The organism is Stenotrophomonas sp. 109824_Sma, from assembly GCF_056480025.1.
In genome coordinates this window covers 3034643-3053989 of sequence record NZ_CM151078.1, presented here as the reverse complement: position 1 = coordinate 3053989, position 19347 = coordinate 3034643, and the positions used below count along the sequence as shown (strand labels likewise).

General features: G+C 67.3%; 14 protein-coding genes. 12 read left to right on the top strand and 2 right to left on the bottom strand.

Translation table 11 applies throughout. The annotated features are described in order from the left end of the window. Positions 1-46 precede the first annotated feature (46 nt). A complete protein-coding gene (zipA, locus tag ACZK1G_RS14525; RefSeq protein WP_049443204.1) occupies positions 47-784 on the top strand; it encodes a cell division protein ZipA in 738 nt (245 codons plus the stop codon). A 102-nt stretch (positions 785-886) separates the two neighbouring features. Here the strand turns inward: zipA and ACZK1G_RS14520 are convergent, their stop codons facing one another. After that, entirely contained in the window at positions 887-2011 is a 1125-nt protein-coding gene (locus ACZK1G_RS14520) for a pyridoxal phosphate-dependent aminotransferase (protein ID WP_101765759.1), read from the bottom strand. 258 nt (positions 2012-2269) lie between these two features. Between ACZK1G_RS14520 and ligA the strand changes: the two genes are divergently transcribed. From ligA to ACZK1G_RS14475, 9 genes are all read left to right on the top strand, one after another. After that, positions 2270-4741, top strand: coding sequence for an NAD-dependent DNA ligase LigA (ligA, locus tag ACZK1G_RS14515; RefSeq protein ID WP_182474413.1), 2472 nt, complete (start codon positions 2270-2272; stop codon positions 4739-4741). Between the two features lie 49 nt (positions 4742-4790). Continuing rightward, complete coding sequence (locus ACZK1G_RS14510) at positions 4791-5276, top strand: GNAT family N-acetyltransferase (protein WP_014037728.1); 486 nt, start codon at positions 4791-4793, stop codon at positions 5274-5276. After that, positions 5273-6229 carry an EF-P lysine aminoacylase EpmA gene (epmA, locus tag ACZK1G_RS14505; protein WP_101765758.1) on the top strand — a complete coding sequence of 319 codons (957 nt, stop codon included), beginning with the start codon at positions 5273-5275 and terminating at the stop codon, positions 6227-6229. Before ACZK1G_RS14510 ends, epmA begins: the two co-directional genes overlap by 4 nt. A gap of 138 nt (positions 6230-6367) precedes the next feature. Beyond that, positions 6368-7096, top strand: coding sequence for a DUF3011 domain-containing protein (locus tag ACZK1G_RS14500; RefSeq protein WP_049443208.1), 729 nt, complete (start codon positions 6368-6370; stop codon positions 7094-7096). Positions 7097-7143: 47 nt separating this feature from the next. After that, positions 7144-8208, top strand: coding sequence for an S-methyl-5-thioribose-1-phosphate isomerase (gene mtnA / locus ACZK1G_RS14495; protein WP_101765757.1), 1065 nt, complete (start codon positions 7144-7146; stop codon positions 8206-8208). A 217-nt stretch (positions 8209-8425) separates the two neighbouring features. Further along, entirely contained in the window at positions 8426-11152 is a 2727-nt protein-coding gene (gene gyrA, locus ACZK1G_RS14490; protein WP_101765756.1) for a DNA gyrase subunit A, read from the top strand. Between the two features lie 131 nt (positions 11153-11283). Next, complete coding sequence (locus tag ACZK1G_RS14485; RefSeq protein WP_101765755.1) at positions 11284-13812, top strand: membrane-bound PQQ-dependent dehydrogenase, glucose/quinate/shikimate family; 2529 nt, start codon at positions 11284-11286, stop codon at positions 13810-13812. A 126-nt stretch (positions 13813-13938) separates the two neighbouring features. Next, positions 13939-15027 carry a lysozyme inhibitor LprI family protein gene (locus ACZK1G_RS14480; protein WP_101765754.1) on the top strand — a complete coding sequence of 363 codons (1089 nt, stop codon included), beginning with the start codon at positions 13939-13941 and terminating at the stop codon, positions 15025-15027. A 47-nt stretch (positions 15028-15074) separates the two neighbouring features. Further along, positions 15075-16706, top strand: coding sequence for a peptidoglycan-binding protein (locus ACZK1G_RS14475; protein WP_101765753.1), 1632 nt, complete (start codon positions 15075-15077; stop codon positions 16704-16706). Positions 16707-16757: 51 nt separating this feature from the next. Here ACZK1G_RS14475 and ACZK1G_RS14470 read toward each other — a convergent pair whose 3' ends face one another. Then, positions 16758-17747, bottom strand: coding sequence for a zinc-dependent alcohol dehydrogenase family protein (locus tag ACZK1G_RS14470; protein WP_101765752.1), 990 nt, complete (start codon positions 17745-17747; stop codon positions 16758-16760). Positions 17748-17865: 118 nt separating this feature from the next. Here ACZK1G_RS14470 and ACZK1G_RS14465 point away from each other — a divergent pair, with 118 nt between their 5' ends. Together ACZK1G_RS14465 and ACZK1G_RS14460 are read left to right on the top strand one after the other, a co-directional pair. Continuing rightward, positions 17866-18771 carry a LysR substrate-binding domain-containing protein gene (locus ACZK1G_RS14465; RefSeq protein WP_049443215.1) on the top strand — a complete coding sequence of 302 codons (906 nt, stop codon included), beginning with the start codon at positions 17866-17868 and terminating at the stop codon, positions 18769-18771. 108 nt (positions 18772-18879) lie between these two features. Beyond that, positions 18880-19332 (top strand): DUF4952 domain-containing protein, encoded by a 453-nt coding sequence (locus ACZK1G_RS14460; RefSeq protein ID WP_424143675.1) that lies wholly within the window; start codon positions 18880-18882, stop codon positions 19330-19332. The last annotated feature ends 15 nt before the right edge of the window (positions 19333-19347 follow it).

Genomic DNA, 19347 nt, shown 5'->3' with positions numbered 1-19347 from the left:
CGTGCCATCCTAGTTACCTGAATGAACTAGCCGGAGAACCTATCGAATGTCCGACACGGCACTGTTGCGCATCGGCATCCTGGCCGCCGGCCTGCTGTTGATCGCCGCGATCTTCCTGTTTGGCCGTCCGAAGAAGAAGCCCCAGGGGCGCCGCGTGGACAGCGCGGAACCGACCAGCGGCGAGCGCCGCGAACCGGTCCTGGGCGAGGACGGCGTTGTCGTGGCCGATGGCCGCGTCGAACCGGGCATGGGCACGGAAGGCGAGCAGGCCGAACTCGGCCTGGCCGATACCGATCCGGGCGCCAGCGATCTCGGCAAGCGCGCCACCCAGGATTTCGACAAGATCGTTTCGCTGTTCGTGGCCGCCCGGGCCGGCGAGCAGCTGCGCGGCGAAGACATCGTGGTGGCGGCGGAGAAGACCGGCCTGGTGTTCGGCCACATGAACGTGTTCCACCGCTTGGTGGAAGGCCACCCCGAGCGCGGCCCGATCTTCTCGATGGCCAGCATCATGAAGCCGGGCAGCTTCGACATGGCCAACATCCGTGCCATGGAAACCCCGGCCATCGCCTTCTTCCTGACCCTGCCGGCGCCGCTGACCGCGCTGGACGCCTGGGAGAAGATGCTGCCGACCGTGCAGCGCATGGCCGAACTGCTGGATGGCGTGGTGCTGGATGACAGCCGCAACGCCCTGGGCCGCCAGCGCATCGCACACATCCGTGACGAGCTGCGCGCCTACGACCGCCAGCACCAGGCCCCGCCGCTGACCAAGACCCCGCGCTGGTAAAGGCATTTTTTTGGGGTGTGCCGACCAACGGTCGGCACCCACAACAGTAGATCCACGCCATGCGTGGATAGGGCGAACCAAGGTTCGCCCCCACCAACAGGGTCAGGCCGGCACGCCGGCCACCTTCGCGAACGCGCGGCGGAACGCGGCCATCTCGTCCTCGCTGCCGACGGTCACGCGCACGCGCTGTGGCCAGATCGGCCAGCTGCGCCCGATCACCACACCGTTGTCCGCCATCGCCTTGGCAAAGGCCGCACCGTCGCGCTGCACATCCACCACGAAGCAGTTTGCTTCCGATGGAACGCAGCTGAAACCGCGCTTGCCCAACCACGCGATGGTGGCCTGGCGTGCCTTGGCATTCTGCAGGCGCCGTTGCGGGATCAGCTGCGGGTCGCGCAGGCTGGCCAGCGCCGCCGCCAGCGCGGGCACCGGCAGCGGGTTGTCGCCCAGGCTGGCCAGCTCGCGCAGACGCTCGGGATGTGCGGCCGCTACGCCCAGGCGCAGGCCGGCCATGCCGTACAGCTTGGAGAACGTACGCAGTACGATCAGATCGTCGCGCTGCGTCACCTGTGCAATCAGGCTGGGCTGCTCGCTGTATTGCAGGTAGGCCTCGTCGACCAGCACGCGGGTGGACGCGGGCTTGTGGGCCAGCAGCCAGGCGAGCTCATCCGGTGGGCTGATCGAACCGGTCGGGTTGTTCGGATTGCACACGTACAGCAGCCCGGTCGGGCGCGCGTGCGCGGCTGCGACCATCGCACGCAGGTCGTGTGCGCCGTCATTGCGCAGCGGCACTTTCTGCACGTGCGCCCCGTGTGCGGCGGCGACCTCGCCGAGCGTCTCGAAGGTGGGGTCGGCGACCACCAGTCCCGCCTGCGGGCCGGTCCATAACGTGGCGGCGCGGTTCAGCGGTTCGCTGGAGCCCGGATAGAGCCGCACATGGTCGGCCGGGATGCGGGCCTGCTCGATGAAGGCATCGCGTACCTGTGCCGCCAGGGCGAAGCGGTAGCGTCCGCAGCTGGCGATGCTGTCGCGCGCCGCCTGCTGGGCGGCGGGGGAGGGACCGTACGGGCATTCGTTGAAGTTCAGTAGTACGGCGCCTTCGGCAGGGGGCGCGGCGACGGCGGCCGCGGGTTGGGCCTGGCCGAGTTGCGGCAGGCCGCTGCTGGCGACGGCGAGGCCGGCACCGGCCAGTTGCAGGAAGCGTCGACGGGAGGCGGGCAGGGGCACGGGTGGGATTCCGAGGGGCAACCGTCGCACGCTAGCGCTGGCGGGGGTGGGCGGCAAGCCCGCCTTTTGTGGAGTCGAACCATGCTCGACCGCAGATGTGCCAACCAAGGTTGGCACCTACCAGGGCGGGGGAAGTGGTTGGCACGTACCAGAGCGGGGGAGTGCCAGTCGAGCAAGCTCGACGCTACGAAAGGCGGCGGCGTTACAGGGCCTGACGGCCGGGCGCGGTAGAATCCCCGGCCATCCCAGAACCACCGGATCCCGATGAGCCCCAGCCCCGCCGAACGCGCCGAAGACCTTCGCCGGCAGATCGCCCAGGCCAACCGCGCCTACCACGAGCTGGATGCGCCGGAGATCCCCGACGTCGACTACGACCGGATGGTGCGCGAACTGGAAGCGCTGGAGCGCGAGCACCCGGAACTGGCCCGTGCCGACAGCCCGACCCAGCAGGTCGGTGCGCGCCCGTCCGGTCGCTTCCCCGAAGTGCGCCACGCGGTGCCGATGCTGTCGCTGTCCAATGCCTTCAGCGATGAGGAAGTGGCCGACTTCGTGCGCCGCATCGATGAACGCCTGGGCCGTCGCAGCCTGCGCTTCTCGGCCGAGCCGAAGATGGACGGCCTGGCGATCAGCCTGCGCTACGAGGACGGTCATTTCGTACTCGGCGCAACCCGCGGTGATGGCAGTACCGGCGAGGACGTGACCGCCAACCTGCGTGAGATCGGCGACGTACCCAAGCGCCTGCACGGCAAGGACTGGCCCGACGTGCTGGAGGTGCGTGGCGAGGTCTACATGGCCCGCGCCGACTTCGAGGCCTACAACGAGCGTGCGCGCCAGCAGGGCGGCAAGGTGCTGGCCAACCCGCGCAACGCGGCAGCCGGTTCACTGCGCCAGCTCGATCCGAAGATCAGTGCGCAGCGCAGGCTGAGTTTCTTCGCCTACGGCACCGGCGAAGTGCAGGGCGGCGAGCTGCCGGACACCCATTCGGGCACGCTGGCCCAGCTCGGTGCCTGGGGCTTTCCGGTCAGCGAGTTGTGCAAGGTGGTGGAAGGCACCGACGGCCTGCTCGGCTACTACCGTGACATCGGTGAGCGCCGTGATGGCCTGCCGTTCGATATCGATGGCGTGGTGTACAAGCTGGATGACCGCGCCGGCCAGCAGGCGATGGGTTTCGTTTCGCGCGCGCCGCGCTGGGCCATCGCGCACAAATTCCCGGCGCAGGAACAGAGCACTACGGTGGAGGCGATCGAGATCCAGATCGGCCGCACCGGTGCCGCCACGCCGGTTGCGCGACTGGCGCCGGTGGCTGTGGCCGGCGTGATCGTATCCAACGCCACGTTGCACAATGCCGACCAGATCGCGCGCCTGGATGTGCGCGTGGGCGACAGCGTGATCGTGCGACGTGCGGGCGACGTGATTCCGGAAGTGGTCAGCGTCATCCTCGACCGCCGCCCACAGGGCACCTCGCCCTGGCAGATGCCGACGCGCTGCCCGGTGTGCGGCTCGGAAATCGTGCGCGAGGAAGGTGCCGCCGCATGGCGCTGTTCTGGTGAACTGTCCTGCCCGGCGCAGCGCAAGGAGGCGATTGCCCATTTCGCTTCGCGTCGTGCGATGGATATCGACGGCCTCGGCGACAAGTACATCGAAACCCTGGTCGACGCCGGCATCGTCAGGAGCGTGGCCGATCTGTACCGGCTCAACCGCGACCAGCTGCTGCACCTGAAGCTGGTGCTGGATGCCGAGGACCCTTCCGCACTGGCCGCCGCGCTGAAGCTGCACCTGCCGGCCGAAGGCAGCGGCGCGGTGCTCAATGCGGTGCTCAAGCTGGATGGCAACGATCCGGCGTGGCGCGCGCAGGCGCTGGCGCAGCCGGCCAGCTTCGAATGGAACACGAAGAAGATCGCCACCAAGTGGGCCGACAACCTGATCGCGGCAATCGACGCCAGTCGTGCGGCCACGCTGGAGCGCCTGCTGTTCGCGCTTGGCATCGAGCACGTCGGCGAGAGCACGGCCAAGGCGCTGGCGCAGTGGTTCGGTGACCTGGAGCTGATCCGCCACCTGCCGTGGCCGTTGTTCAAGCGTGTGCCGGACATCGGTGGCGAAGTTGCGCGTTCCCTCGGCCATTTCTTCGAGCAGCAGGGCAACCAGCAGGCCATCGATGACCTGCTGCAGGTCGGGCAGGTGCGCATCAGCGATGTGCACGCGCCCAGCGCCAAGCTGCGCGAAGGCCTGGATCTGGCGCAGCTGCTGGTTGAATCGGAAATCCCCGGCATTACCCGCCTGCGTGCGGAGAAGCTGGCGGCTGCGTTGCCGGGCGCTCAGGCGGTGCTGGATGCCGAGCATGGCCAGTTCGTCAACGCCGGCCTGCCGGACGACACTGCGCGCGGTCTGGCCGAGTGGCTCGATGCCGATGGCCATGGCGCGATGCTGCTGGCGGCCGAGAAGGCGATGCAGCAGATCCTGATCAGGGCGCCGGCGCTGGCCGAGATCGTGGCCGGACCGCTGGATGGGCAGACCGTGGTGCTGACCGGCACCCTGGCCCAGCTCACCCGCGATGCCGCCAAGGAACGCCTGGAAGCGCTGGGTGCCAAGGTTTCCGGCAGCGTGTCGAAGAAGACCAGCTTCGTGGTGGCCGGTACCGAGGCCGGCTCCAAGCTGGACAAGGCGCAATCGCTGGGCGTGCCGGTGTGGGACGAAGACCGCCTGCTGGCCTACCTCGCCGAACACGAATGATGACCCCGCCGGGTGCCTGGCGCCCGGCATGAAACACAAAGGAACACCGATGCAGACCGCCCCGCTGGATTTCCGCCTGGCCACCCGTGCCGACGAAGAACTGTTGATCGAGCTGATGCGTGAGTTCTACGCCGAAGACAGGATCGACTTCGATGACGCGCGCGTGCGTCGCGGCGTGGATGCGCTGCTGGCCGATCCGCGCAATGGCGAAGTGCTGCTGTGGTTGGACGAGGCGGGCGAGGTGGTTGGCTACGCGGTGATCGCGATGGGCTTCAGCCTGGAGCAGGGCGGCCATTTCATGCTGCTGGACGAGTTGTACCTGAGCCATCGCGCGCGCGGTCGTGGTCGCGGCAAGCAGGCGCTGGCCATCTGTGAACAGCGCGCTCGCGGGCGTGGCGTCAGCCGACTGCGCCTGGAAGTGAACCACCACAACGAACTGGCCCGCCGCCTGTACCTGGCCAGCGGCTACATCGACGACACGCGCGATCTGCTGACCCTGCCGCTCGACCATCCGCGCCCGGAGGGCATCCTGTGAGCGAGGGCCTGCTGCGCGCGCTGCAGCAGCGTGCCGCGCTCAATGCGCTGGTACGCCGCTTCTTCGCCGAGCGCGACGTACTGGAGGTGGAAACGCCGATCCTGTCGGTGGCAGGCAACACCGAGCCGAACATCGACAGCTTCCATACCGATTTCACCGGCCATGTCGATGCCGGTGGCCGTCGTCGGTGGCTGCGCACCTCGCCGGAGTATCCGCTCAAGCGCCTGCTGGCGGCCGGCGTGGGCGATTGCTACGAACTGGGCAGAGTGTTCCGCAACGGCGAGGCCGGTGGCCGCCACAACCCGGAATTCACCATGCTGGAGTGGTATCGGGTCGGCTGGGACCACCACCGGTTGGTGCAGGAGACCGCCGAGCTGGTCGGCCAGGCGCTGGCCCTGGTCGGACGCCGTGCAACGCTGCGTGTGCTGAGTTACCGCGAGCTGTTCCAGCAGCACGTGGGCGTGGATCCGTTCGAGGCCGACGAAGCCGCGCTGCGTGCTGCGCTTGGCGACGTGCACATCGACCCGGTCGGGTTGACCCGCGATGACTGGCTGGACCTGTTGATGACCCACCACATCCAGCCGCAGTTCGATGACGGGGTCATGACCGTGGTACATGACTGGCCGGCCAGCCAGGCCGCGCTGGCCCGCATCCGTGCCGGCACGCCGCCGCTGGCCGAGCGCTTCGAGCTGTATCTGGGCGCGGTGGAGCTGGCCAACGGCTATCACGAACTGAACGACGCCCAGGAGCAGCGCACGCGCTTTCAGCGTGACCTGCAGCGCCGACACGAACGCGGCCAGGTGCAGCCGGCGCTGGACGCAGCATTGCTGGCTGCGCTGCCCTCGATGCCGGCTTGCGCGGGTGTGGCGGTGGGCGTGGACAGGCTGCTGATGGCGATGAACCGCACGCCGCGCATCGCCGACGTGTTGGCCTATGACTTCGCCCACGCGTGACGCTCGCGTGTTGCTGAACATCGCAGGCTGAACGAAACGCGGGTTCTGTGCGCTTGCGTCGGTAAGCAGGATGATGCTCTTATCACGGCCAATGCCGGACACTGGCATGCAGTTCATCCATTCCTGCTGGGGAAGGCTTTGGTCAAGTGGTTCGCGGTTGTCGCTGCACCGGTGTACTCCATTGCGCTCTGGGGTGCCTGGCTGCCGTCGCCGGCGTCGGCCCAGCAGGTGGGCTACGACGACGAAGTGGTGACCTGCGAATCACGCGACATGGGCTGGGTGCACTGCGATATCGAGGTCGCCAACGGCGTTGATCTGGTGCGCCAGCTGTCCAGCAACAGCTGCATCCGTGGCAGCGAGTGGGGCACCGACCGTAGTGGCGTGTGGGTCACCCTGGGCTGCCGTGCCGAGTTCCGCGCGCGCCGTGCCGCGGGTGCCGCACCGGCAGCGAACGAAGGCAAGCGCCTGGTGCGCCGCGTGGTGCGCTGTGAATCCAATGGCCGTCCGCAGAGTTGCCCGGTACGACTCGATGGCGCGCCGGTGCGCCTGCTGCGCCAGTTGTCGGTACTGCCGTGCCGCGAAGGGCAGGGCTGGGGCTACAAGCGCAATGAAGTCTGGACCAGTCGTGGCTGCCAGGGCGATTTCGAGGTGGCCGATGACGATGGCCGCTTCGTCGACATGCCGCGCCGCCTGACCTGCGAATCGAAGTCGAAGAAGCGGCGTTTCTGCGGTGCCAGCATCTCCGTTGGCGCCGTGGTCTCCGAGCAGCTGTCCAGCACGCCCTGCGAGGAAGGCAGCACCTGGGGCTGGAACCGCAACGGGATCTGGGTGGACGGCGGCTGCCGCGCCGAATTCTCGGTGAATTGAGCCCCGGCAGTCTCCAACCCTGCCGGGCGTGGCCCTACAATGGGGCCATGAACACTGCCCCTGACATCGACTACGCCCGTTACGACCACATCCGCCCGATCCTGTGGACCGGCGATGCCCTGCAACTGCTGGACCAGCGCAAGCTGCCGTTCGTGGTCGAGCACGTGGTCTGTCATGACAGCGACGAGGTTGCCAGCGCGATCCACGCGTTGACCGTGCGTGGCGCGCCGGCGATCGGCATTGCTGCTGCCTGGGGTGTCGTGCTGGCCGCACGCGCGGTGCAGGCCGCTGATGGTGCGCACGCCCTGCAGCAGCTGGAACCGGCCCTGCAGCGCCTCAACGCATCGCGGCCGACTGCGGTCAACCTGGCCTGGGCGCTGGCACGCATGCGCCGTTGCCTGAACGCCGCTGGCGCCGATTGGAAGGCGTTGCTGGAATCGGAAGCGCAGGCCATCGCCGAGGAAGACCTGGCCGCCAACCGCCACATGGGCGCACTGGGCGCGGGCCTGATCGAGGCCGGCAGTGGCGTGCTGACCCACTGCAATACCGGCTCGCTGGCCACTGCAGGCTTCGGTACCGCGCTGGGCGTGATCCGCGCCGGCATGGCCCAGCATCGCATCGCCCGCGTGTTCGCCGGCGAGACCCGGCCGTGGCTGCAGGGTGCACGCCTGACCGTGTGGGAGCTGCAACAGGATGGCATCGATGCCACCCTGATTGCCGATTCCGCCGCCTCGCACCTGATGAAGACCGGTGCCGTGCAATGGGTGATCGTGGGCGCGGACCGCATCTGCGCCAATGGCGATACCGCCAACAAGATCGGCACCTACCAGCTGGCCATCGCCGCCCGCCACCACGGTGTGAGGTTCATGGTGGTGGCACCGTCCTCGACCGTGGACATGGAGACCGTGGACGGCAGCCAGATCGAGATCGAGCAGCGCGACCCGGGTGAGCTGTACGGCGTGGGTGGCACCCGTACCGTCGCCGAGGGCATTGCCGCCTGGAACCCGGTGTTCGACGTCACCCCGGGCGAGTTGATCGACGCCATCGTGACCGAGCGCGGGGTCATCCTGAACCCGACCGCCGAGAACATGCGCGCCGCCTTCGGCGGTTGAAGCGCAGGGGAGGGGCGGCGTGACCTCCGCCCCCGATAGTGCCGGCCGCTGGCCGGCAACCCCCTAAGTTCCTGATTTGTGCCGGTAAAATCCCCGTAAAGGGAGGCGGAAAACGGCCTGTTGTGGTAGTATCCACAGGTTGAATCGAGGTTCCGGCACGACCCCCTCCTGCAGAGGGCTGCGCCGGACTGGACCGCTACCAGACAACGGAACCCGAATGGCAGAAACCGCCAAGGAAATCATCCAGGTCAACCTGGAAGACGAGATGCGCAAGAGCTACCTCGATTACGCCATGAGCGTGATCGTGGGCCGCGCGCTGCCGGATGCGCGCGACGGCCTCAAGCCGGTGCATCGCCGCGTGCTGTACGCGATGAACGAACTCAACGCGCACAGCAACAAGCCCTACTTCAAGTCGGCGCGTATCGTCGGTGACGTCATCGGTAAGTACCACCCGCATGGCGATCAGTCGGTGTACGACACGCTGGTGCGTCTGGCACAGCCGTTCTCGCTGCGCTACATGCTGGTCGACGGCCAGGGTAACTTCGGTTCGATCGACGGCGACTCCGCTGCAGCGATGCGATACACCGAGGCGCGCATGTCGCGCCTGGCGCATGAGCTGATGGCGGACATCGACAAGGAAACCGTCGATTTCCAGCCCAACTACGATGAAAAGGAACTGGAGCCGACGGTCATGCCGACCCGGTTCCCGAACCTGCTGGTCAATGGTTCGGCCGGTATCGCGGTGGGCATGGCGACCAACATTCCGCCGCACAACCTGAGTGAATCGATCAACGCCTGCATCGCGCTGATCGACAACCCGGACATCGATGTCGACGGCCTGATGGAGTACATCCCGGGCCCGGACTTCCCGACTGCCGGCATCATCAATGGCACCGCCGGCATCGTTGCCGGCTACCGCACCGGCCGTGGCCGCGTGCGCATCCGTGCCAAGGCCGATATCGAAGTGGCCGACAACGGCCGCGAATCGATCATCGTCACTGAAATTCCTTACCAGGTGAACAAGGCGCGTCTGATCGAGAAGATCGCCGAGCTGGTCAAGGAAAAGAAGATCGAAGGCATCAGCGAGCTGCGCGATGAGTCCGACAAGGACGGCATGCGCATCTACATCGAGATCAAGCGCGGTGAATCTGCCGAGGTTGTGCTGAACAACCTGTACCAGCAGACGCAGATGGAATCGGTGTTCGGCATCAACATGGTGGCGCTGGTCGATGGCCGCCCGCAGTTGATGAACCTCAAGCAGATGCTGGAGGCGTTCGTCCGCCACCGTCGCGAAGTGGTCACCCGCCGCACCGTGTTCGAGCTGCGCAAGGCGCGCGCCCGTGCCCACGTGCTGGAAGGCCTGACCGTTGCGCTGGCCAACATCGACGAGATGATCGAACTGATCAAGACCTCGCCGAACCCGAACGAAGCCCGCGAGCGCATGCTGGCGCGCGTGTGGGAGCCGGGCCTGGTCGGTGCGATGCTGGGCGCGGCCGGTGCCGAAGCCTCGCGTCCGGAAGACCTGCCCAAGGGCGTGGGCCTGATCGAGGGCGGCTACCAGCTGACCGAGATCCAGGCCACCCAGATCCTGGAGATGCGCCTGCACCGCCTGACCGGGCTGGAGCAGGACCGCCTGACCGACGAGTACAAGCAGCTGCTGGAAGTGATCGCCGGGCTGATCCACATCCTGGAAGATCCCGACCGCCTGCTGCAGGTGATCCGCGAGGAGCTGGTCAACGTCAAGGCCGAATTCGGCGACGAACGTCGTACCGAAATCCGCCACAGCGAAGAAGACCTGGACATCCTCGACCTGATCGCGCCGGAAGACGTGGTCGTCACCGTGTCGCATGCCGGCTACGTTAAGCGGCAGCCGGTGAGCGTGTACCGCGCACAGCGCCGTGGTGGCCGTGGCCGCAGTGCGGCGGCGACCAAGGAAGAGGATTTCATCGAACAGCTGTGGCTGGTCAACACGCACGATACGCTGCTGACCTTCACCAGCTCGGGCAAGGTGTTCTGGCTGCCGGTCTACCAGCTGCCCGAAGCCGGTTCCAACGCCCGCGGCCGTCCCATCATCAACTGGATCCCGCTGGAGCCGGGCGAACGCGTGCAGGCCGTGCTGCCGGTGCGTGAGTACGCCGACGGCCAGTTCGTGTTCTTCGCCACGAAGAACGGTACGGTCAAGAAGACCCCGCTGAGCGAGTTCGCCTTCCGCCTGGCCCGCGGCAAGATCGCGATCAACCTCGACGAGGGCGATGCGCTGGTCGGCGTTGGCCTGACCGATGGCGAGCGTGACATCCTGCTGTTCGCCTCCAACGGCAAGACCGTGCGCTTCGGTGAAGACAAGGTCCGCTCGATGGGCCGTACCGCCACCGGCGTGCGCGGCATCAAGATGCCGGCCGGCGAGGAAGTGGTCAGCCTGATCGTGGCCGAAAGTGCCGGTGGCATCGAGGACGAGAACGAGGACGACAACGGTGTCGAGGAAGCCGTCGCCAATGGCGATGCGGTGATCGACGGCGCCGATGACGCCAGCGTGCAGTACATCCTCACCGCCACCGAGAACGGCTACGGCAAGCGCACCCCGCTGCCGGACTACCCGCGCAAGGGCCGTGGTACGCAGGGCGTGATCGGCATCCAGACCACCGAGCGCAACGGCAAGCTGGTCGCCGCAGTGCTGATGGGGTCGGGCGACGAAGTCCTGCTGATCTCCGATGGCGGCACCCTGGTGCGTACGCGTGGCTCGGAAATCAGCCGCGTCGGCCGCAACACCCAGGGCGTGACCCTGATCCGCCTGTCCAAGGACGAGAAGCTGCAGGCGGTGGAGCGCATGGATGCCTCGATCGACGAGGACGAGGACGAGGTGGCTGTGGCTGCCCCGGCCACGACCGCGACCGCGACCGATGGCGCCCCGGCGGCTGCCAGCAGCGAGGACGCCGCACAGGAGTGATCCTGCCGCGAGCCTGAGGTACCCGACGACGCCGGCCCTGTGCCGGCGTCGTCGTATCCGGATGCTGCACATACGCGCGCGCTTCACGTCGGCGGTGGGATAACGGCGCATGCTGCCCCCGGAGATCGACGATGTCCGCCACGCCGCCGTCTGCTCCTGCTCCCGTCCGCGCCTTCCGGCATCCCCTGGTCACCGTGCTGTCGCTGCTGCTGATCGTGCTCGGCCTGCTCATCGGCGGGCTCGGCGCGTGGCTGCTCAGCCTGGGCGGCTCGGCGTACTACGCCATTGCCGGGCTCGGCCTGCTGGTCAGTGGCATCCTGTTGTTCGGCAACCGCCGCAGCGGCGCGCTGCTGTACGCGCTGGTGTTCATCGGCACGCTGCTGTGGACCTGGTGGGAATCGGGCAGCGACTACTGGCGCTGGGTACCGCGGCTCGGGCTGGTGACCGCGCTTGGCATCGTGCTGGCGCTGCTGGCGCCCACCCTCCACCAGCCGGTCTCCCGGCGCCTGTCGCGCAGCGTGGCCGGCGTGCTGATGCTGGTGTTCGTCGCTGCCTTCGGATTGGCGTTCGCGCCGCATGGCGAAGTGGACGGGCACCAGCCGTTCCCGGAAGGCGCGGCCAGCGCCGGGCTGGAACCCACGCGCGACACCACGGGCCTGCAGCCCGCTGACCAGCCCGCCGAGGGGGACTGGCCCGCATGGGGCCGCAGCAATGCCGCCACCCGCTATTCGCCGCTGCAGCAGATCACCCCGGCCAACGTGGCTACGCTGCAGCCGGCCTGGCAGTTCCGCACCGGCGATATGCCGAAGAAGCGCTGGGGTGCGGAAACCACGCCGCTGAAGATCGGCGACCGCCTGTACCTGTGCACCGCCCGCAACCGCCTGATCGCACTTGATGCGGCCAGCGGCAAGGAAGTGTGGCGGTTCGATCCGAAGGTGAAGGACGCTTCGATTCCGTACACTGCCGCCTGTCGCGGCGTGAGCTACTACGAGCAGCCGGCCACACCGACCTTCGCCGACGCGGCATTGGCCGATGTCGCTGCTGATCTGGCGTTGCCGGAACCGCCACCCAGTACCACCCGCAGTGCTGCACCGGGCAGTCGTCCGGCATGCTGGGCGCGCATCATCGAAGGCACGCTGGACGGGCGCATCATCGCGGTCGATGCGGACAGCGGCCGTCCGTGCGCGAATTTCGGCAACAACGGCCAGGTCGACATCACCCTGGGCATGGGCGAGGTGCCCCCTGGATACGTGTCGATCACCTCGCCACCGGCCATCGTGCGCGGGGTGATCGTCACCGGCCACCAGGTGCTGGATGGACAGCGCCGCGATGCGCCATCGGGCGTGATCCAGGCCTACGACGCGATCACCGGCAAGCTGCGCTGGGCATGGGACATGGACCAGCCCGAGCGCAGCGGCCTGCCGCCGCATGAGCAGACCTACACGCGCGGCACGCCGAACATGTGGACCACCGCGACCGGTGATGAGGCGCTGGGGCTGGTCTATCTGCCGCTGGGCAATTCCGCGGGCGATTACTGGAGTGGCTCACGCACGGAAAACCAGAACCGCTATGCGACGTCGCTGGTGGCGATCGATGTGGCCACCGGCAAGCCGGCCTGGCATTTCCAGGCCGTGCGCAAGGATGTGTGGGATTACGACCTGGGTTCGCAGGCCAGCCTGATCGACTACCCGACGGCGGCGGGCAAGGTGCCGGCGCTCCTGCTGCCGACCAAGCAGGGTGATCTCTATATCCTCGACCGCCGCAACGGCCAGCTGCTGACCGCCGCCGAAGAGCGCAAGGTGCCGGTCGGTGGTGTCGAACCGGAACAGCGCTCGCCCACGCAGTTGTTCTCGCTGTACCACACGCTGCGCCGCGAGCATGACCTGACCGAGCGCGACATGTGGGGCATCACCCCGATCGATCAGCTGATCTGCCGCATCCAGTTCCGCAAGGCCTATTACGAAGGCTTCTACACGCCGCCGAGCAGTGATCGCCATTCCATCGAATACCCCGGCTACAACGGCGGCTCGGACTGGGGCAGCGTGTCCATCGATACGCGCCGCGGCGTGATCGTGGCCAACTACAACGACATGCCCAACTACAACCGGCTGGTGCCACGTGCCGAGGCCGACCGGCTGGGCTGGCTGCCACGCGAGAAGATCCGGTTCGACAAGGGCGGCGCTGAGGGCGCGGGCGACCCCCAGGTGGGCACACCCTACGCCATCCAGGTGAATGCCGGTTGGCGCCTGCCGTTCACCGGTCTGCTGTGCAAGCAGCCGCCCTATGGTGGCATCCGGGCCATCGATCTGCGCACCGGCAAGCTGCTGTGGGATCGGCCGTTCGGCAGTGCGCGCGGCAATGGGCCGTTCGGCATCCGGTCCGGCCTGCCGATCGAGATCGGCACGCCGAACAATGGCGGTTCGGTGGTGACTGCCAGCGGACTGATCTTCATCGCCGCCGCGACCGATGACCTGCTGCGTGCCATCGACCTGAAGACCGGCAAGGAGCTGTGGCACGCCAAGTTGCCTGCCGGCGGCCAGGCCACGCCGATGGTATACGCGCAGGGCGGGCGCCAGTACGTGGTGATCATGGCTGGCGGCCACCATTTCATGGAAACCCCGAACGGCGATTACGTGATGGCCTTCGCCCTGCCGAAATAGCGGCTGCCGGCCTGAACACGGCATGCGGGGGCTGTGACCGCTGTCGCTGAAGTTGCGCTGGTGAGCGGGCAGCATCCATCATCGGAACAGGACGGGGCCGGTCAAAGCCCCCAGGGAAGGAATCGCATGCTGAACTCTGAACGCCTGCCGGGGCGCGCCACCCGGTTGCTGGCAGGACTGCTTCTGCTTGGCCCGTGCATGGGGGCAAGCGCGCAGGCGTCACCCCAGCCCGCCGTACGCAAGGTGCCCAGTGGTGCCGAACTGATCGCGGGCGATGCGCGCTATCTGAGCCCTGCCCATGCGCCCTGCATGGCGGCCGCGGGCAACGCGCTGGACGCCCGGCGTCGTTGTGCCGACGCTGAGTTCAAGGTGCACGACGATGCGCTCAACGCCGCCTATAGCGCGGCGCGCTCCGCGCTGACGGCCAGTGACCAGCAGGTGCTGCGCGACCTGCAGCGGCAATGGCTGCGCCAGCGCGACAGCCGCTGCCCGGAGGGTGGCACGGCCGTTGCCCAGCTGGATGCACAGCAGTGCCGCACGCACATGACCCTGCTGCGTGCCCGCCAGTTGCAGGGCGGTGGTGCGGCGGCGCTGGTGGCGGAAGCCAAGGCGGCCCCGGCGCCGGCGCAGGCCGCTGTGCACACCGCCGATGCCGCACCCGACGAGCAGGGCAGGATCGTCCTGCGGCCCGGCGAGGGCAGGATCACGCCTGCGCTGCAGGTGGTTTTCCAGGTGGCCGATTGCAGCGGCACCGACAACGTGACGACCTGCCGGGTGCGCAGCATGAGCGTGACCCGTGGTGGGCGCAACGTGGCGGTCACGGGCGTGCAACCGCGCCTGACCCGCGCTGGTGCCGATGCCCAGGGGGCGGCTGCCGTGCTGCTGACCGCTTCGGATTTCAATGGCGATGGCGTGCCGGACCTGCAGGTGTGGCAGGACAACAACGGTGTCTACAACGTACCGGTGCATGCGTTCTACCTGTTCGACGCCAAGGGCAACCGCTATGTGCGTGCCAAGGCATTGGAAGCGGCCATCGGTGGGCGCGACATCGACCATATCGACAATGGGCGGTTCGTGCTGCGTGCGAAGGTCAGCCCGTGCGAGCGCGAGGACAAGGTCATCCAGCTGCGCGGAACCGAGCCGCGCACGCTGCTGCAGCGCCGCTATGACACCTGCAGGGGCGAGGCCCCTACTGAATCGGACCTGCTGAAGTAGGCCGACCCCTGACGAACGGATGCGTTCCCGAACTGGAGAGCTGAAGGATGAGCGAAGGCTATGGAAAAGGTGGGGTGGGCTTCGGCCTGACCCGGGACCAGTCGGTCGAGATGATCGTGCGTACCTGCATCGACAACGGCATTACCGACCATCGGCAGATTGCCTATGTGCTGGCCACGGCGCAGCACGAATCGCGTGATTTCGCCGCGCCCGAGGAAGACTGGGGCAGGAAGCAGGCGGTGGATCTGCGCTACTTCGGCGGCGAGGAGTATTTCGGCCGGGGCTTTGCCCACCTTACCCACGTCAACAACTACGAGCGGCTGGGCGAGGCACTGGGCATGGGGCGCGAGCTGGTCGAGCATCCGGAACGGGCTGCCCAGGCGGAAATCGCCACCAAGGTGCTGGTGGTGGGGATGCGCGATGGCATGTTCGGTGCGCGGCTGTCCGACAACGTCAACGCCAACCATGCCGACTACCGGCAGGCGCGGGCCTCGGTCAATGGCGGTGAGCTGATCAACGGCAGTCCCTATCCGGACGCCATCGCCACGCTGGCCACCGGATGGGAATCCCAGGTCGCCGGCCTGGTCCAGCGTGTGCAGCAGCCAGGCTTCCAGATGCCGGTGCCGACTTTCCAGGCGCCCGCCGGGGCGATGGACCTGCACCGGGGTGACGCCAACCAGCAGGTGTTGGAAGCGCAGCAGTACCTGCAGCGGTTGGACATCCGCAACAACGCCAATGCCGCGATCAAGCCCGACGGTGATTTTGGCGCCTCCACCGAGCAGGCCGTGCGCCGCTTCCAGACCGAGCGGGGAATCAGCCCGGCCAATGGCCGCATCGACGATGCGCTGCTGGAACGCATGCGCAGCGACACGCTGGCGGTCGATCCGGACTTCAAGCGCCGGACGGTGACCGACCTGACCGGCCCGCTGGCCGACGGCAACCTTGGGCCCGGTGAGAAGGGCGAGCCGGTGTTCGAAATGCGCCGGCAGCTGGAGGCGTTGGGGTACCTGACCGAACCGAACCCACGTGTCGAGCGCGATGCGCGCACGTTTGATACCGGCATGCAGGCGGCCATGCGCAACTTCCAGCAGGACTATGGCCTGCCGCTGCGCCCCGGCGGCGTCATCGACGCGGATGCGCGCCGGCAGTTGAATGATGCCGCCGTCGCACGTGAGCATGCGCCGACCACCGAGTTCGACCGTGCGGAGAACTGGCCGCCGCAGCGTCCGCCTTATACGCGGGCGGAGTTCCAGCCGGAGCAGGTGCAGGCGCGGCAGCAGGCGGCGGCGAATCCGCCGGTCGCTGGTCCGGCCACGCCGGAGCCCGCACCGCAGCCCAATGGCGTGGAATCGCTGTCACCCAGGGACGCCGCGCTGTTCGAGCGCATCCGCCAGGGGGCGCCTGGCAGCGTCGGCGACGAGCACGTGATGCAGGCGGTGCTGGAATCCAAGCGCAATGGCATCGATGATGCCGCGCGCGTCGACCGGGTGATGATGGCCGGAGATCGCCTGTGGGTCGCCGGGTTGATACCCGGCGAGCGCGCCAGCGTGGATACGGCGCAGCCCGCGCGTTCGATGGAGCAGACCGTGAATGATCTGGCCGGTGACAACCGGCAGCGCGAGCACCAGCTCGCCCTCGACAGCCGCCAGCATGAGAGCCGCGGGCCTTCAATGGCCTGAGCCTGCGGCAGCGACGTGCCCGTTGTGGGCCTGTCGCTGCCGCCCAGGGGATTACAGCGTCACCACCACCTTGCCGATCTGCTCGTTCGATTCCAGGTAACGGTGTGCGTCCTGGATCTGCGCGAACGGGAACACCCTGGCGATCTTCGGTGCCAGCGTGCCCTTGTCCAGGCCATCGACGATGAACGCCTTGGCACGTGCCAGTGCGGCATCGTCGGAGACGATTTCCGAGTACAGGTAGCCCTTCAGCGTCAGCGACTTGCCCAGCACGTTGAACAACGGGAACGGGGTGGGTTCGCTGCTCAGCGCGCCGTACTCCAGCAGGATGCCGCCACGCGCCATCGCCTCGGTCAGCGGCACGAACTGCGGGCCACCGATCGGATCGAACACCACGCGGGCACCGGCACCGCCGGTGATGCGCGCCACTTCGGCTGACAGGTCCTGCTCCTCGGTGGCGATGACATGGGCGGCACCAGCATCGAGCAGGGCCTGACGCTTGCCCGGGCCACGCGTTACCGCGATCGGCGTGGCGCCCACCGCGTTGGCGATCTGGATCGCGGCCAGGCCGACACTACTGCTGGCAGCGGTGATGATGACGAAATCCCCGGCGGACAGGCGGGCCTGCTCCAGCAGCGCACCCCAGGCGGTGACGTACTGCATCCACACTGCGGCGGCCGTTTCAAATTCCAGTGCCTGCGGGTGCTTGACCACCAGTCGTGCCGGCACGTTGGCCAGCTCGCCATAGGTGCCCCAGCGCGCGATATCCAGCGGCGGCACCACGCTGACCGCATCGCCCACGGTGAATCCACTCGCCGCACTGCCGATGGCTTCGACCACGCCGGCCGCTTCGTAGCCCAGCCGGCTGGGGAACTGCGCCTCCTGCAGATAGGCGCCGTTGCGGAACATCACCTCGGCGCGGTTCAGGCCGACGGCCTTGACCCGGATCTGGACCTCGTCGGCGGCGGGGGCGGGAACGTCGATGTCGTCGATGCGCAGTACATCGGCATTGCCGTATTCGTGGATGCGGACAACCTGGCTCATGGGGGCTCCTGGGCAAGGCCGGCGTTGGGGCCGGCGGAAAGGTGAGGGCTACTGTGCGCGTGGCCTGCATCCAGAATAAGGGGTAATCTGGCGTTTCATTGAAAAACAATTGTTTGCAATGGACCTGATCGCTCCCCTGCGTACGTTCGTCAAAGTGGCCGAGGTCGGCTCCTTCGCCGCTGCTGCCGACGCGCTGGACCTGTCGCCGCAGCTGGTCGGCAAACACGTGCAGTCGCTGGAACACCACCTGGGCGTACGCCTGCTCAACCGCACCACGCGCAAGCAGAGCCTGACCGACTTCGGCCAGGCCTACCTGGCGCGGGCGCGGGTGATCCTGGAAGAAGTGGAGGCGGCCGAGCAGCTGGCTGAAGTGGCGCGTGGGCGGCCGATGGGGCGCCTGCGCATCAGCGCACCGGTCACCTTCGGCGTGCATGCACTGGGACCGGCGGTGGTGGCCTACCTGCAGCAGTACCCGGACGTGCAGGTCGATCTGAACCTGTCCAACAGCCTGGTGGATATCGTTGAGGACGGCTTTGATCTGGTGTTCCGCACCGGCGATCTGGCCGACAGCGGGTTGGTGGCGCGACGGTTGGGGCCGTATCCGCTGGCGCTGTGTGCGTCGCCGGGTTATCTCGCTGCACGTCCGGCCATTACCCATCCGACCGATCTGAGCCGACACGAGTGCCTGGGATTCGCACATTCGATCATCCGCACGCGCTGGAGTTTCCGCGACACCGATGGCAGCGTGCTGACCGTGCCGGTGTCCAGCCGCTTCATGGTCAATCAGGCCGAGCCGCTGCTGACCGCCGCCATCGGAGGGCTGGGGCTGATCCTGCAACCGCACGAAATGCTGGCCGGAGCGATGGCGCGTGGTGAACTGGTGGAGGTGCTGCCGGCGTACGTGCCGGTGTCGACCTGGATCAACCTGGTGTATCCACGCGATCGCCAGCTGACACCCAAGCTGCGCAGCTTCCTCGACTTCTGCGTGGCGTGGTTCAACGAACAGACCATGGCACGGCGATAGCGCGACCATCGGTTAGCATGGTTTCCATCAACCGCGAAGGATCGCATCCTCATGTCGCCTCCATGGCCGGAACGTCTCGCGCGTTTCATGCTGCCAGTACTGCCTGCATTGCTGTTCACCACCGGTTTGCTGGCTGCCGAAAGTCCAGCACAGGCACTGGCGGAGTGGGAGGCGCACGGCCGTGCCGACGGCCTGGCCCGACCTGACATGGTCTGCCAGGACTTCCTGCAGGCAATGGGGCGGAAACCAGCGGGACTGGAATACATCGGCTGCAGCCAGGACGATGCGTCCTACATCAAGCCGATGGAAGCCCACTATCGGGTTGCGGGTGCCGGGGCAGCGAAGGTCGAAGCCTTCCTGCACGCAACGTTCGGCCTGCCAGCGTTGCGTTACGTCTGCTGTGGCTGGAGCAGCGGTGAACCCTATTACTGGCGCGAAGGTCCGGACGCAGTGAGGTACCAGATCGGCATGGGCGTGGAATCCCTGCCGCACGCGCGGAGCGAATGGCATCGCATCGAGGCATTCAATGTAACGGTTGAGGTGTTTCGGCAGAGTCCCTAGCGCCGATGCGGCGGA

Excerpts from the sequence above, each read along its gene's own strand:
- zipA (WP_049443204.1), top strand. The coding sequence starts at position 47 with ATGTCCGACACGGCACTGTTGCGCATCGGCATCCTGGCCGCCGGCCTG.
- ACZK1G_RS14510 (WP_014037728.1), top strand. The coding sequence starts at position 4,791 with ATGCAGACCGCCCCGCTGGATTTCCGCCTGGCCACCCGTGCCGACGAA.
- mtnA (WP_101765757.1), top strand. The coding sequence starts at position 7,144 with ATGAACACTGCCCCTGACATCGACTACGCCCGTTACGACCACATCCGC.
- gyrA (WP_101765756.1), top strand. The coding sequence starts at position 8,426 with ATGGCAGAAACCGCCAAGGAAATCATCCAGGTCAACCTGGAAGACGAG.
- ACZK1G_RS14485 (WP_101765755.1), top strand. The coding sequence starts at position 11,284 with ATGTCCGCCACGCCGCCGTCTGCTCCTGCTCCCGTCCGCGCCTTCCGG.
- ACZK1G_RS14480 (WP_101765754.1), top strand. The coding sequence starts at position 13,939 with ATGCTGAACTCTGAACGCCTGCCGGGGCGCGCCACCCGGTTGCTGGCA.
- ACZK1G_RS14475 (WP_101765753.1), top strand. The coding sequence starts at position 15,075 with ATGAGCGAAGGCTATGGAAAAGGTGGGGTGGGCTTCGGCCTGACCCGG.
- ACZK1G_RS14470 (WP_101765752.1), bottom strand. The coding sequence starts at position 17,747 with ATGAGCCAGGTTGTCCGCATCCACGAATACGGCAATGCCGATGTACTG.
- ACZK1G_RS14465 (WP_049443215.1), top strand. The coding sequence starts at position 17,866 with ATGGACCTGATCGCTCCCCTGCGTACGTTCGTCAAAGTGGCCGAGGTC.